Source organism: Natronospirillum operosum (assembly GCF_004768465.1).
Classification (GTDB): Bacteria; Pseudomonadota; Gammaproteobacteria; order Pseudomonadales; family Natronospirillaceae; genus Natronospirillum; species Natronospirillum operosum.
Map to the genome: position 1 here is coordinate 418,948 of NZ_SRMF01000001.1, position 15,103 is coordinate 434,050.

At 59.5% G+C, this 15,103-nt stretch carries 9 protein-coding genes; 5 read left to right on the forward strand and 4 right to left on the reverse strand.

Going from position 1 to position 15,103, the window contains the following annotated elements; all coding sequences use genetic code 11:
- Window positions 1–209: 209 nt before the first annotated feature.
- From E4656_RS01970 to E4656_RS01985, 4 genes are all read right to left on the reverse strand, one after another.
- Window positions 210–953, reverse strand: a complete 744-nt coding sequence (locus tag E4656_RS01970) for an enoyl-CoA hydratase-related protein (RefSeq protein WP_135480696.1) — start codon at window positions 951–953, stop codon at window positions 210–212.
- Window positions 954–1,268: 315 nt separating this feature from the next.
- Window positions 1,269–2,351: a ferrochelatase gene (hemH, locus tag E4656_RS01975; RefSeq protein ID WP_135480698.1), complete on the reverse strand. Its 1,083-nt coding sequence runs from the start codon at window positions 2,349–2,351 to the stop codon at window positions 1,269–1,271.
- Window positions 2,352–2,376: 25 nt separating this feature from the next.
- Entirely contained in the window at window positions 2,377–3,750 is a 1,374-nt protein-coding gene (gene mgtE / locus E4656_RS01980) for a magnesium transporter (RefSeq protein WP_135480700.1), read from the reverse strand.
- 18 nt (window positions 3,751–3,768) lie between these two features.
- Entirely contained in the window at window positions 3,769–3,969 is a 201-nt protein-coding gene (locus E4656_RS01985; protein ID WP_135480702.1) for a hypothetical protein, read from the reverse strand.
- 220 nt (window positions 3,970–4,189) lie between these two features.
- Here E4656_RS01985 and E4656_RS01990 point away from each other — a divergent pair, with 220 nt between their 5' ends.
- The 5 genes from E4656_RS01990 to fliD all read left to right on the forward strand — a co-directional run bounded on the left by E4656_RS01990 (window position 4,190) and on the right by fliD (window position 14,793).
- Complete coding sequence (locus E4656_RS01990; RefSeq protein ID WP_135480704.1) at window positions 4,190–4,621, forward strand: COG4315 family predicted lipoprotein; 432 nt, start codon at window positions 4,190–4,192, stop codon at window positions 4,619–4,621.
- Window positions 4,622–5,437: 816 nt separating this feature from the next.
- A complete protein-coding gene (locus E4656_RS01995) occupies window positions 5,438–6,142 on the forward strand; it encodes an SDR family oxidoreductase (RefSeq protein WP_135480705.1) in 705 nt (234 codons plus the stop codon).
- Window positions 6,143–6,511: 369 nt separating this feature from the next.
- Window positions 6,512–10,186, forward strand: coding sequence for a flagellin N-terminal helical domain-containing protein (locus E4656_RS02000; protein ID WP_135480707.1), 3,675 nt, complete (start codon window positions 6,512–6,514; stop codon window positions 10,184–10,186).
- Window positions 10,187–10,299: 113 nt separating this feature from the next.
- The gene (locus E4656_RS02005; protein WP_135480709.1) at window positions 10,300–10,698 is read left to right on the forward strand and encodes a flagellar protein FlaG; all 399 of its coding nucleotides are present in this window, start codon (window positions 10,300–10,302) and stop codon (window positions 10,696–10,698) included.
- 144 nt (window positions 10,699–10,842) lie between these two features.
- Window positions 10,843–14,793 (forward strand): flagellar filament capping protein FliD, encoded by a 3,951-nt coding sequence (fliD, locus tag E4656_RS02010; RefSeq protein ID WP_135480711.1) that lies wholly within the window; start codon window positions 10,843–10,845, stop codon window positions 14,791–14,793.
- The last annotated feature ends 310 nt before the right edge of the window (window positions 14,794–15,103 follow it).

Genomic DNA, 15,103 nt, shown 5'->3' on the forward strand with positions numbered 1-15,103 from the left:
GGTTGGCACCACCTGTCGGCACTCGCGTGCCTCGCTACAGGGCTCGTGCCTGGTTGTAGCGAGGGACGCAAGTCCCGAATTGGGGCCGGCAGGCCCCTCGTCATGGTGCGGTTGGCACCACCTGTCGGCACTCGCGTGCCTCGCTACAGGGCTCGTGCCTGGTTGTAGCGAGGGACGCAAGTCCCGATGGGCGGCACCCGCCGCCCGTCTCACCGCTTGAAAAACGCGGCGACGCGCTGCTGAAACTCCCGGCTCTGCAGCCGCTCGGCAAAAACCTCGGCTTCATTCTCGATGGCCTGCAGCGTCTCTGCCTGCGTCGGCGCCCGCATCAGGCGCCTTGCCGCCTGCAGGGCCTCCGGCGGCTGTTCAGCCAGGCTCTGCGCCCATTCCGCAACCACGGTGTCCACACCCTCCGACGCCGCTACCCGGTTCACCATGCCGGCTTCCAGCGCCGCCTCGGCGCCGAATGGCTGGCCGGTGAGCAGCCATTCGGCGGCTTTCGGGTAACCCACCATGCGCGGCAAAATCAGTGACGAGGCAAACTCCGGTACCAGCCCCAGGCTGACGAAGGGCAGTTGCAGCCTGGCTTCAGTGCCCAGGCAGACCAGGTCACAGTGCAGCAGCAGGGTGGTGCCAATACCCACGGCATGACCGTTAACGCCCGCCAGCATGGGCTTGGGGAACGCCGCTGCCGTGCGCAGAAAGCGCAGTACCGGCGAACTGGCAAAATCCTGCACGCCGGCCATGAAATCCTTCAGGTCATTGCCGGCCGTGAAACAGTCCGCCTGCCCGGCAAAGACCACCACCCGCACGCGGTCATCCGTTGCAGCCGCTTCCAGTTCATCAGCCAGGGTCGAGTACATGGCCTGGGTAATGGCGTTTTTCTTGTCGGGACGGTTGAAACGCAGCGTCAGTACAGCGCCGTCGCGCGAAGCAATGATGGCATCGGTCATAATGGATTTGCAGTCTTTGTGTAAGGGTCAGCCCAGCATAATCCGAGGCCGGGCGGGCGTGAAGAGCGGGGCAGGGGATTGATGACCCCGAGGCAAGAATAAGTACCTGCGGCAGGCGTGACGGTGTGGTTGTAGGGAGGGACGCGGGACCCGAAAAAACGCACCATATTTTCCGCCGCCCTGCCTGGGTACATGCGCGCTCAAGACGCTGCCCTGTAGTGAGGCACGCAAGTGCCGACAGGGGCCGGCAGGGCCCCATAAGTTGGCGATTGGCATCGCCCATCGGGACTTGCGTCCCTCGCTACATGTCCCCCGTTAAACCTCGGCGCCGAGCCGTTCGGCTTGGGCCCGGGTGGCAGAGCGGTCCAACTCTGCCAGCGGCTCCCAGCCTTTCAGGTGCTGTTCCAGCAGCGCGCCGAGCGCAAACACATGATCCTGCTCGGCATTCAGGCAGGGAATGTACTGATAGTCTTCACCACCGGCTTCCATGAAGTAGTCGCGATTTTCCTCGCCGATTTCCTCGATGGTCTCCAGGCAGTCGGCGGCGAAGCCCGGGCAGAACATCTGCACCGATTTCACGCCTGCAGCAGGCAGGGCCATCAGCGTGTGGTCGGTATAGGGCTTCAGCCACTCCTCGCGCCCGAAGCGGGACTGGAAGGTGGTCATGTACTCGTCTTTGTTCAGGCCCAGCCGTTCAGCCAGCAGGCGCGAGGTCTTGAAGCACTCGCAGTGGTAGGGGTCGCCGCGCAGCAGATACTTCTTCGGCACCCCATGGTAGGAAAACAGTATGCGGTCGGCGCGGCCGTGCTCGGCCCAGTGGCGCTCGATATGCTTGGCCATGGCATCGATATAGGGCGCGAAGTCATGGTAATGGTTGATCAGCCGCAGCTCGGGCAGCCAGCGGCGCTGCATGAAATCCTGCGCGATGGCATCAAAGGTGGAGGCGGTGGTGGCACCGCTGTACTGCGGATACAGCGGCAGTACCAGCAGCTGGCGTACCCCCTGGTCTTCCAGCTTCTGCAGGGCGGAGGGAATCGACGGGTTGCCATAGCGCATGGCGAACTCGACCACCACGTCTTCACCGTAGCGTGCGTGCATGTAGGCGCGAATGGCTTCGCACTGGTCCTGCGTATGGTACAGCAGCGGCGAGCCGCGCTCGGTCCACACGGTCCGATAGGCCCTGGCCGAGCGCCGGGGCCGGATGTTCAGAATGACCCCGTGCAGAATCAGCCACCACAGTGGACGCGGCACCTCGACCACGCGCGGGTCCCACAGAAACTGCTTCAGGTAACGTCGCAGGGCCGACGGCGTCGGTGCATCCGGAGTGCCCAGATTGGTCAGCAGAATGCCCGTACGAACGGGTTGGTCGTGGCGGAAGTCATCAACACCTTTGAACACAGAAACTCCTTGCAGACGGAATGGCTCAGGTTGCAGCCGGCAGATTCAGCAACGCGGTGGCAATACCAAAATAGATCAACACGCCACAGGCATCGATCAACGTCGTTACCAGAGGTGCACTGGCCGTGGCCGGGTCCCACCCGATGCGCCGCAGCAGAAAGGGCAGGGACAGGCCGGCCAGGCTGCCGAAGATCACCACGGTGACCATGGTCAGGCCCACCGTCATGGCAATGATCTCGCCGCCGCGAATGGCCCCGATGGGGGCAATGGCCAGGGCCATGGTCAGCCCCAGAGCGGCGGCAATCAGCACCTCGCGTCCGAACAGACGGAACCAGTCTCGCATACGTACTTCGCCCGTCGCCAGACCACGTACAATCAGCGTGGCGGCCTGCGACCCGGCGTTGCCGCCGCTACCGATCAGCAACGGCAGGAAGAACACCAGCGCCACCTGGGCAGCAATGGTGTCCTCGAAATGAGCAATGCCGGCGCCGGAAAATATATTGCCGAACACCAGCAGCACCAGCCAGACCACCCGGCTCTTGTACACCGCAAACAGGCTCGAGGTACTCAGCCCGCGGTCCAGCGGCTGTACGGAGGCACCCCGGTGGATGTCTTCGGTGGCCTCCTGTTCGGCCACATCCATGGCATCATCATAGGTCACTATGCCGACCAGTCGGCCGCCGAGGTCGATGATGGGCAGCGCCAGCAGGTCATAGTGTGCAATCAGGTTGGCCACCGTCTCCTGCGCTTCGTCCACTGTGGCAGTGACCACTTCGGTGGCCATTACCTTTTCCAGCCGGGCTTCCTTGCGGGCGAGGATCAACTGGCGCAACGATACCGTGCCCACCAGCCGGCCCATGTGATCAATGCAGTAGATGTCGTAGACGGTTTCGGCGGAAGGTGCCGTCGCGCGGATAATCTCGAAGGCCTGAGCCACGGTAGAGCGCGCCGGCACGGCCACATAGTCGCTTGACATCAGAGCGCCCGCCGTGCCCTCGGCATAGCTGGCCAGCAGGCGCAGATCCTCGCGCTCGTTGTGGGCCAGCAGGCGCATCACCTGCGCTTTCAGGTTGTCTGCCAACTGGTTGAACAGGTCGGCCCGTTCATCCGAGTTCATGTGGGTCAGCAATTCCGCCAGGGTGGCCTGAGGCATCTGCTCGGCCAGCGCCTTCTGATCTTCCGGCTGGAAATACCCGAAGACGCGGGCGCGCTGTTCTATGGCCAGAAAGGACAGCAGCTTGTGGCTCAGGTCGAGCGCCTGCTCGCGCACGAATTCGGCAAAATCCGGCGCTGGCATGTCGTTTACCAGAATGGCCATGGCCTCGCCATCGTTCTGCTCTATGGCCTCAAGCAGTTGCTCGGCGAGGGTTTGGCTGGCGGCTTCCGTGGTATCCGACATTGTCTGCGTCTGTTTTCCCTAATTGCGGCGTCGAGGTGAGTCTTTGGTCGGGGCTGCGTCGTTGCGCGGCTTGTCGATCACCCGGTTCAGGCCGTAGTAGACCGTTACATAGAACGAAACCAGAATAATCAGGTAGGACACATGAAACTCGAACTCCACATAGAGCCAGGCTGTCAGAGAGGACACAATAGTCAGTATGATGACCAGGAGTAACTTCATGGTATCGGCTTCCGATTCTTGTTGGAGTATCAGCACTGAGTATGCCCCGCATTAAACCACAAGCACCTGATGGCGTCATGCACCTGTAGGCCGTGGCCCTCGGCCACGCACAGCGCCAGAACCGCCCGATTGTTCAAATAACCGGCAAAGCCGATTCAAGTGTGGCCCTGTAATGCAGATAATGGCAGGGTAGCCCAACGCTATCGCACATGAGGAACGCATGGCTTATAGAATCTTCTGGCCGGTTGTATTGGTCGCTGCGCTTGCGGCAGCGCAGGCAGTCGCCTGGGAAACCGATGACCACGATTTTCCGCTGGCTTCCCGGCAGACCCAGATCGGGCTGGTGTGGACCACGGATGAAGGCATGACGCTCTACACCTACAGCCGTGACCGAGCCTCCGCCTCCACTTGCACCGGTGACTGTGCCCGCCGCTTCCCGCCGCATGTGGCCGAATCCCGACATCGGCAGTTTCCGCCGGAAGGCTTCTCGGTGATTACCCGCTCCGATGGTCGGCTGCAGTGGGCCTATGAAAATCGTCCGCTGTATCTTTTCAGTGAAGATAACGAGCCCGGCAACATCCACGGCCACGGCTACGAAGACCGCTGGTGGGTCGCCCAGCCGCGGGCCGGTTACGGCCAGGATGACCCGTAGCGAGGGACGCAAGTCCCGACAAATGTGGCAGGGGCCGTGTAGCGAGGGACGCAAGTCCCGATCGGGCCCGAGAGGCCTCTGCCAGCCCCGACAGACCGCGAACCGTGGTGCCTTGTTTCCGGCTGTCGCTGGTTCCCGTCGGGCGGGCCACAAACTCGCTGCGCTCAGACAAGCGGCCCGCTGATCCTCCGGGTCCTGCGCGCCATCCGGCGGCACCACAAATGGTTCGCTTGCCTGCCGGGCCCTGGCAGGAAGCTTTCTCAAGGCCCCGAACACAACCCTGCCTCCTGACTGACCTGTAGCGAGCGACGCAAGTCGCGATAGGCGGTGTAGCGGCCCCTCACGTGGGCCTGTCGGCCCAATCGGGACTCGCGTCCCTCGCTACAGGTTGTTTTCGGGACTCGCGTCCCTCGCTACGGGTTCGGTGGTCACCTCTGGTGCCTGTCGACGCCGAGTGCACCACTCTGGGGCTTGCTCGGCGGGGCGATATCGGGCGACTCTCAACCTCGCGCTTACCCATTTGTTGGTACTTTCCTGTAACTGTCTGATTTAAAACATTTTTCAATATTTTCTTTTGATCAGATCAAATCTGGCACGACGGCTGCAACAGTCACAGTGCACTCACCGGATTCAGGATAGAAGCCGGTTTCTGATTACGGAAAATCATTTGCTGGGCAATCTTTCCCGATGGCTGCAATGCAGCCATCGGGTTTTTTTTGCCTGGTCCGTCGGCCTTGCTGCAGCGTAAGCTGATACACTGTTTTCTGCTCTGCGCAGATATTGATTCAGCCGCCGTATAGAAGGAAGGAAGACGGAATGATTGCAGTAATTACCGGTGCAGGCCGTCGTCTGGGCTATGAACTGGCCAGCCATCTGCTGGCGCAGGGTCACACGGTTATTGGCAGTTACCGTACCCATCATGATGAAGTGGACGAACTGCGCCGGCTTGGCGCCGACATGACCGAAGTGGAACTGACTGATCTGGATGCAGTGGACACCTGGATTAACCGCGTGCTCACCGACTATCCCCATATCAGTCTGCTGGTTCACAATGCTTCGGCCTTCAAGCCCACCGGCAACGACCCGAGAGAGGAGCTGCAGGCGTTTGATCTGTACTGCAAGGTGCACATGCAGGTGCCCTATCTGCTGAATGAGCGCTGCACCGAAGCCCTGCGGCGCTGCCCGGAAGACACCGGCAATATCATTCACATCACCGATATATTTGCCCGCCGCCCGTCCGGCACTTTCCGCACCTATTGCGCGACCAAGGCCGGCCTGCAGAACCTGAGCGACGCCTATGCTCGCCTGCTGGCGCCCGAGATCCGGGTCAACGCCATCCAGCCCGGGCCGCTGGAATTCCTGCCCGAGCATACAGAAGAAGCTCGCCGCCAGGTCATCGCCGAAACACCGTTGCAGCGCATGGGCGGGTTTGCGCCTGTGGTGCGCACGGTGGATTACATCCTCGACAACGGCTACCTCACCGGCGCCAGCATCCCCGTCGATGGCGGTCGATCCCTGTAGCGAGGGACGTGTAGCGAGGGACGCAAGTCCCGATGGGGCCGACAGGCCCCCATGAACACGAAAGGGCGGCATGCGCCGCCATCGGGACTTGCGTCCCTCGCTACAGGGTACGGTGCCTCTTTTATCGGGACTTGCGTCCCTCGCTACGGATATTGCCTCTTCAGAAATCCGAACCACTGACGATACATCACACTGTCGACTTCCAACTTCCAACTTCCAACTTCCAACTTCCAACTTCCAACTTCCAGCTTCCGACAACCCCCATTTTTTTTCTAAAGATCTCAAAACACCTGCCGCCAACCCCAGTGTGCAATGTTGTGCAACGGCGTCTCGGGCGAGCCGCCGGCATGTAACTGAGGAGACAACGTCATGGCACAGATCATCAATACCAACATCGCCTCACTGAACGCTCAGCGCAATCTGAGCAATTCAGGTCAGGCAAACGCAACGGCTCTGGAGCGGTTGTCGTCCGGTCTGCGCATTAACAGCGCCAAAGACGATGCTGCCGGCCTGGCCATTTCAACCCGTTTCGAATCTCAGACGCGTGGCCTGGGGCAAGCCATCCGGAATGCCGGTGATGGTGTGTCTCTGGCGCAGACGGCTGAAGGTTCTCTGGGTACCATCACTGACAACCTGCAGCGTATGCGTGAGCTTGCGGTGCAGTCAGCCAACGGCACCAACTCTGATGATGACCGTATTGCCCTGCAGGCAGAGGTCACGCAGCTGGTTGCAGAAATCCAGCGGACAGCAGAGGAGACCGACTTCAACGGTCGTAACCTGTTCGACGGCAGCTTCGAGGGTATCTTCCAGATTGGTGCCAACGCGGGTCAGACCGTGGGCGTATCCATCGGTGAGCTGACCACGACCAAGCTGGGTGCGGCTGAAGCCGTAGGTGTCAGCGCCATCGGCAGCGGTGAAGCCCTGTCCAATGGTGACCTGAGCATCAATGGTGTAGCCATTGAAGCCTCGCGCTCTGCTGACGACCCGTCGTCTGTAGTCAACGCGGCGGCATCGGCCATTGCCAAGGTGGCGGCGATCAACGACAAGTCTTCAGAGACTGGTGTGACTGCCAAGGTCAATGCCAACGTCGCGGCTGGCGTGGGCATGGAACCCGCCAACACCACGGGTACTCTGACCCTGAATGGTGTGGAAATCTCTCTGGCTACCGGTGGCGTGAATGCCGCTGATGACCGCAGTGCGGTTATTTCGGCGATCAACGCCAAGGCTGATCAGACTGGGGTTACCGCAGTAAGCGCTGGCGATGCCGGCGGTGTCGAACTGGTTGCCGAAGACGGTCGCAACATTACTGTTGATCTCGACGGTGGCCTGACCGAAGAAGCGACCGGTCTGAAGGAAGGCACCAGCTATGGTGGCTACACCCTGATCTCCAATGACGGCTCCAACATCACCATTTCAGGTGGTGACGGTACCGGTACTGGTGATATTGCCAACTCCGGTCTGGTTGCAGGCACCTATGGTGGTCGTGAGGCCACGCTGAACTCTGGTGTGCGCAACGCCGAAACACTGACCGAGCAGACTCAGGGTACTTTCACCACTGGCATGTTCGGTGACCTGACCGGCACGCAAATCAATGCGACCAACCTGGCTTTCGATGTGGCTCTGGACGGTGAAGGGTTCCAGACCTTCCACCTGGACCCGGACAGCGATGTAGGCTCTGGTGCCGGCGTTTATGACGACGTGGAGCAGTTTGCTGATCAGATCAACGCCGCTCTGGCCAACACCGACATCACGCAAAACGATGTTTTCCGCAATGACGATGATGAGCCGCTGTTTGAGGCTGTAGCCAACACAGCTGATGGCACCATTACGTTCCGCAGTCTGGCCGACGGTGATGGTTCTACCATTGTCGCGCGCTCGGGCAGCATTGATATCCCGGGTGGCTTTCAGTTTGCCGATGGTATCGATGGCGGCGAGTTCAATCGCGTCCAGTTCGACTTTGTGTTCGATGGTGTCAACGAATTCGACACAGACGGCAACACCGCCCTTGAGTTTGATTACACTGGCGGTGCTGGCGGCAGTGACGTGTTTGCTATCGCCGATGACGTGTACACCAGTGCCGAGGACTTTGCGGCTGCGGTGAACGCGGGTATTGCTACCAGTGATGCGGCTGGCGAATTGGAGGCTACTGTCTCCAGTGACGGCACTCGTGTCTACATCACGGCTCTGGATGATGCTATCGATAACATCGCCATTGGTGCTGATACTGATATCGAGACCTATGATCTCTTTGACTGGATCCAGCATCAGGAAAGTGGTGACCTGGTCATCACTGATGTCGCTGCCTTCACCACTGCTGCCAACAATGACGGCTTTGTCGGCCTGACCGTGGATGGCAATGCACTGGGGGATCTGGAATTTGATGGCACAACCTTCTCCGGCAACGCAGCTGATTTCGCCGATGAACTCCAGACGTTCCTGGATGACCAGGTAGCGGGCAGTGGCATTACGGTGACTGCTGTTGGTGATCAGGTCGTACTGAGCTCTGATGGTGATCCGGATGCGGCGGGCTACGGGGTTCAAATGGGTCTGCCGAATGATCCTACTGTGGACCCGGTGATTGGTAATGATGGCGCCGTGGTTGCTGTTACTACTCTTGCCGATGTCGAGCTGGATGATCGTGCCGGTGTTGCTCAAACCAGCGCCTACGCGGTGGACAGCGACGGCAACTTCATCTCTGCCGACGGCAACGATATCGATGCCCAACTGAACCCACTGGTGATCGAGACAGGTGTCAACGACACCTTCCGCATCAATGTGGATGACGGTGGTTTCGAAACTCTGACCCTGGCCGCAGGCACCCTGAACAACATGGATGACCTGTTGGGAGCGGTAGAAGACGCCATTGCAGCCAGCCCTTATGATGGTGATGTCTCTGTTGCTCTGAATGGAACCGGTGACGCACTGGTCTTCACCTCAGCGACAGAAGATGCCGACTCTCAGGTTCGCCTGCAGAACGGTACCTTCGCCGTCAGCGGAACCTTCCAGAACGGTGCCAACCTGGTTGAGGAAGGTCAGATTCCGCGCCTCAACAATGGTGACCTGGAAATCAACGGCGTATCCATCCGTGCCGCCATCGCTGAAGACGACCGTGCCTCTGACGGCACCGCGCTCAGCAGTGATGTAGCTGCCAGTGGTATAGCTACCGCTGCCGCCATCAATGCCGCCAGCGGCTCCACCGGTGTGACTGCCGAGGTCAATGCGACTCGACTCAACGGTGGTGATGGTACAGCGGCAGGTGCTGCCGATGTGGGCTCTTCCGGCTCCATCTTCATCAATGGCGTCGAGACTGCTGGTCTCAACATCACTGGTGACGAAGATGTGGATCGTCAGGCGGCTATCAACGCCATCAATGCGATCTCCGGTCGTACCGGGGTGACAGCGATCGACAACGGTCGGACGATGACTCTGGAAGCTGCGGATGGTCGTAACCTGTCGGTTGCCATCAACAACAACCTGGAAGGAAACAGCCAGCTTGGTCTGGATTCGTCCGACTTCGGCAACTCGATTGGTCTCAGCTCCACTATCGTCGGTGTAGGTGAAGGCGATATCAGCGGTACTGAAACCTACGCTGAAGTCGCGGCGACTACCTACTCGACAGTCAAGCTGAGCTCAGCCGGGGCGATCGAGATCTCTTCTGGTAGCAGCGGTGCGGAAGCACTGGAAGCGCTGGGACTGCAGGTGGGTACCTTTGGTGGCGGTGAGTCTGGTGCGTTCATCAGCGATCTGGATATCTCCACCTTCGAGGGCGCCCAGGAAGCCATTGTCTCCATCGACAATGCCCTGAGCACGGTGTCCGCAGTACGGGCTGACCTGGGTGCGATTCAGAACCGCTTTGAATCCACCATCAGCAACCTGGAGATCACCCGGGAGAACCTGACGGCCGCGAACAGCCGGATCCGTGACGCGGACTTTGCCGCTGAATCGGCCGAGCTGAGCCGGACGCAGGTACTGCAGCAGGCTGGTATCTCCATCCTGGCACAGGCCAACCAGCGGCCACAGCAGGCGCTGACGCTGCTGGGTTAATAGCCCGCTGACCCCGAGGGGCAGCCCACCACGGACAGGTGGTCTGCCCCTCACTTAACCGGGGTTTGAAGAGACAGGGTAGTTGGGTCTGATGTGTATTTGAGGATAGAGCCATGGCCAATTCGGTGGAACAATTGAACTCCGGAGTAAGCCAGCCTTCCCAAGCATCTGCCGGAAAGCGAACTGACAGCTCGACTGAAACAGGCAAGTTCTTGCCGGCTACTGCCGGTGACTTTAAACTGACTGGCAAGGTTGGACTGTTGGAAGCCGGGAAACCGGAGACCAAAGTACCTGATTTGGATGAGGCCATAGCCCGCATTCAGGATTATTTTCAGGATACACGACGGTCACTGGAGTTCCGACTGGACGAAACAACAGGTATTACCGTGGTTTCCGTGTTCGATACGGCTACCCAGGAGTTGATTCGCCAGATCCCGAGTGAAGAAGCGGTGAATTTGGCCCGGAAATTGAATCAAGAGGAGCCACTCAGCTTATTCAGAGCACAGGTGTAGGGCGAAATCTGGCAACGAGACAGATGCCGCACGTAGCAGAGATGCAAAAGGCTACATATGCTTACAAAACAGGACCTCAAGTGTAACGACCATTGGCCGTTACACTGAGTGTCCTTTTCTCGTTGTGTGTGAGGAAGATTTGTTATGGCCAGCATTCAGTCACTCGGTATCGGTTCAGGTCTGCTGACGTCCGAGCTTGTCGAAGACATCATCAAGGCCGAGCGTGAAGCCTCCGATCTGCGGCTGGACCGTCGAGAGGAAAAGGTAGAAGCGCAGATCTCCGCGTACGGCGAAATCAAGGCCGCCATCAGCAATCTTCAGTCCAGCGCCTCATCGCTGTCTGATCTCAACGCCATTCGAAGAACCAGTGCCACCTCGAGCAACGAGCAGGCCGTCACTGCGACCACGAACAACCAGGCCGAGACCGGCAACTACACGCTCCGTATTGATAATGTCGCAGAGGCGCACTCGCTGGCCTCGCAGCGTTACAATGCCGTCACCGATACCGTAGGCACAGGAACCCTGACGTTCCGTTTCGGTGGTTATGAATACAACCAGGACGATGACATCGTCGGCTTTACACCCAATACCGATGGCAACGAATTCGAAATCGAACTGTCATCCGGCAACAACACCCTGACGGGTATCCGCGACACGATCAATCAGGCGGATATGGGCGTCAGGGCATCTCTGGTCAACGATGGCCAGGGTTACCGTCTGTTGTTTACCTCGGAAGATACCGGCGAGCAGAATGCCATGGAGATCACCGCCAATGGTGATTCCGGCTTGCAATCGCTGGCGTTCAACCCCGGTCAGAATGACCCGGAAAGCAACATGAGCATGACCCAGAAGGCCATGGACGCCAATCTGTCGGTCAACGGCCTGCAGATCACTTCGGCCACCAACGAACTCACCGAAGTGGCGCGCGGCACCACCATCAACCTGCACAATGCAACCAATGGCAGTACCGTCAACCTCAACATCACCCGTGATCCGGGCGCCATGGTGGAGCGGGTTGAAGCCTTCCTCGAGGCCTACAACGAGTTCAGGGAACTGGCGAAAGAATTTACCGCCTTCGATCAGGGGTCCGGCGAAGCCGGCCTGTTGCTGGGTGATTCTGCCCTCCGACAGGTAGAGAACCAGGTGCGCAGGGCGCTCACGCAGATCGTGGAAGGGCTTGAAGACAGCCAGTACCGCTCACTGGCGGATATCGGCATCTTTACCGACCGCAACAACGATTTCAAGTTGGCACTGAATGCAGAAAAGCTGGAAACAGCCTTCAGGGACAACATTGACAACTTCTCCGGCCTGCTGGCGAGCAAGACTCAGGCCAATGACCCGTTGATCAACTACATCGCCAAGGGCGGTGACACCAAACCCGGCGAGTACGATATCGAAATCACCCAGGTGGCCACGCAGGGGCGGTTTGATGGTCAATCGGTAGCCGCTTTCGACTTTGCCCAGGATGTGGTCATCGGCTCTTCGAACGACAAGTTCCGCCTCAACATCGACGGCACCGCGGCCGATGTACAGCTGGCCCATGGCAATTACAGCTCCGGTGACGATCTGGCGCTGATGATTCAGAACAGCATCAACAACACCACATCCTTCCAGGACCGCGGGCGCAGCGTGACGGTGGAGTTCGATGCCGTTGAGCAGAGCATGAACATCGTGTCCAGTCGCTATGGCAGCCAGTCTCAGGTCTTCTTCGAGACCATGGCGCCCACAGTTGCCAACACACTGGGGTTCACCGAGCCGGGGCAGGGTGGTGTATCCGGCCAGTTCTACAGCAATCTGTCTGACCAGGCCTTTGGCGCCACCACAACACCCGGCAGCCGCGAAGTCTTTGCAGACAACAGCTTCAACTTCAGCAGCAACCCGGTCACCTTCGATCTTGATCTGACCGGAACCAGCGCCGATGGTACCCACACCATCACTCTGGATGAAGACATGTCCAGCCAGCTCGACAACGAAGGCAATGTTGTTGAAGAGCGGACGCGTGATGACATGCTGTCCTATATCAACTCCGAGCTGAACGCGGCCGGGCTTTCCGGTGTGGTGCGTGCAGAATTCAATTCCGGCAATCGCCTGGTGTTCTCCACAGAGGTCGACGGTGGCAGCCAGTCCATAGAATTGAGCGGTGTCACAACGCCGGGCGAAGACGTCCTGGGTCTGGCCAGTGCCGAAGGCGCCTCCAGCTCGGGGGTCACCATAGCTGCGGATACCGCGTTCGAGATCAGCATCGAGAACCGCTATGGCGTGGCGGAATCGCAATCCATAGAGGTGCCTGCCGGCACCTATGAGACGCCGGAAGAACTGGCTCAGGCGATCCAGACCGCCATCAACGACGACCCGAACATTCAGGCTTCCGCCTCCGGAGCGATGACGCTGCCGGGCAGCCGCCCCATCGAGAACGACATCAATTTCGACAATCGGGCCTCAGGCTTTGAATTCGAATACAACGGCCAGCGCCTGTTTGTGGATGTCGATGAAGTAGCCACCACTGATATCAATGGCGACGGCGAAATCACCAACCTGGACAGCATCCAGTTGGCGCTCAACAACGCCCTGGATGACGCCGGCCTGCCGGCGAATTCGGTTCTGGCCCGCATGGAATCCGGCGGCCTGGTGCTTGAAACTGCGGATACCGGCAGCAGCGAAGTGCTGAATGTCATCTCCGATGGACGCGGAGACCGCACCGTGCCCGGCGCCGTGATTACCGGCGGGGAAGACTTTGCGGCCGACCCGGTCGGGTTCACGCTGCGCATGGATGGTGTCGATATCGATGTCGCCCTGGATGAAGACATCAGCGGTGCCGACGCCGATGAAACCCTGGCCTACATCCAGACCCGTCTTGATCAGGCCCTGATCGCCGCCGATGGCGGTGGTGCCTTTATGGCCGGGGACATCAAGGCCCGGCTGAATGACGATGGCGAGCTGTATTTTGAAAGCCAGTCAAAAATGGGCGAGAAGACCAGCGCCACCTATGGTGCCCTGGCTGCGCTGGAAATTACCGACACCAATGCCGCCGCAGAGAATCTGCTGGGGCTCGCGGAAGCTGGCCCGCAGATAGACGGCCGGGATGAATTCGGTCTGCCCAAGGGCGCGGTACCCGGCTTTGATGCCCAGAGTGTCGTTTCATACGAACAGGACAGCAAGGGGCGCGGCAGCTTCAATATCAGTTTTGACAACGAGACCAGAGTCACCATCGAGTCCGTCACCTCGTCAGCCGCTGCCCAGCTGGGCTTTGGTGTCAGCGATGGCAGTGAATCCCAGGTCGTAACCGGCAAGGATGTAGAGGGCACCATCAACGGCACCAAGGCCATCGGTCGTGGCCAGGTGCTGGAAGCGGGCAGTGGCCAGGAAGCCGCAACCAATGGTTACATCCTCGGGTCGCCGGGGACCGACTTCTCGTCTGCGGTAGTGCTGGACAGCACCAACAACAGCTTCCAGGTGACCGTAGATGACATTGCCTCCGGCGACATCGAGCTGGAAGAGGGTGTATATACCACCGGCGCCTCTCTGGCGGCCGAAATGACGCGTGCCATCAACGCCGACCCGGCACTGATGGGCGCCGGCAAGTTTGTGGAAGTGCAGTACGACCCGGACACCAACATCTTCGGTATCTTCTCGACCTCGACCGGGGAAGACTCCAAGGTGCGCCTGAACGACATCGACTCCAATCTGTCGAACGTTACCGGCCTGACTCCCAACTCCGAAACCGTCGATGGCAAGGAAGCCACCGGCGAGGCCGACCCGGCCAAGGGCATTACCTTGCGGGTTCTGGGTGGAGAAACAGGCCAGCGCGGCACCGTCAACTACATTCAGGGCGTGTTCGACCAGTTGAAAGAGACATTCGCCGACATGCTGTCTTCACGCGGCACCATCACCACCAGGCTGGACCGCCTGGATACCCAGATGGAGCAGATCTTCGAAGAGCGCGTGAGTCTCGAACAGCGCATGAACGCTCAGGAAGCCCGGCTGCGTGCCCAGTTCTCTTTCAACGACCGCATCATTGCGCAGTTGAACAACACCGAAAGCTTCCTCCAGCAGCAATTCGAAATCATGAACGGCATGCTCGCCAACCGCAACTGATCGCGAGCCCCAATTGTAGCGAGGGATGCAAAATTCTTGTAGCGAGGGACGCAAAATTCTTGTAGCGAGGGACGCAAGTCCCGACAGGGGCTGCCGGGCCCCTCAAAAAGGGCGGCGTTGCCGTCCATCGGGACTCGCGTCGCTCGCTACAATCGGGACTCGCGTCGCTCGCTACAATCGGGACTCGCGTCGCTCGCTACAATCGGGACTCGCGTCCCTCGCTACAATCGCGACTCGCGTCCCTCGCTACAATTCGTTCGCTACACAGCCCACAACCCGGTCACATTTTTCATCCGTCCGGGTGGTACTG

Bases quoted from the DNA above. Each gene is read 5' to 3' on its own strand.
- fliD (WP_135480711.1), top strand. From the start codon at position 10,843: ATGGCCAGCATTCAGTCACTCGGTATCGGTTCAGGTCTGCTGACGTCC.
- mgtE (WP_135480700.1), bottom strand. From the start codon at position 3,750: ATGTCGGATACCACGGAAGCCGCCAGCCAAACCCTCGCCGAGCAACTG.
- E4656_RS01990 (WP_135480704.1), top strand. From the start codon at position 4,190: ATGGCTTATAGAATCTTCTGGCCGGTTGTATTGGTCGCTGCGCTTGCG.
- E4656_RS02005 (WP_135480709.1), top strand. From the start codon at position 10,300: ATGGCCAATTCGGTGGAACAATTGAACTCCGGAGTAAGCCAGCCTTCC.
- E4656_RS01985 (WP_135480702.1), bottom strand. From the start codon at position 3,969: ATGAAGTTACTCCTGGTCATCATACTGACTATTGTGTCCTCTCTGACA.
- E4656_RS02000 (WP_135480707.1), top strand. From the start codon at position 6,512: ATGGCACAGATCATCAATACCAACATCGCCTCACTGAACGCTCAGCGC.
- E4656_RS01995 (WP_135480705.1), top strand. From the start codon at position 5,438: ATGATTGCAGTAATTACCGGTGCAGGCCGTCGTCTGGGCTATGAACTG.
- E4656_RS01970 (WP_135480696.1), bottom strand. From the start codon at position 953: ATGACCGATGCCATCATTGCTTCGCGCGACGGCGCTGTACTGACGCTG.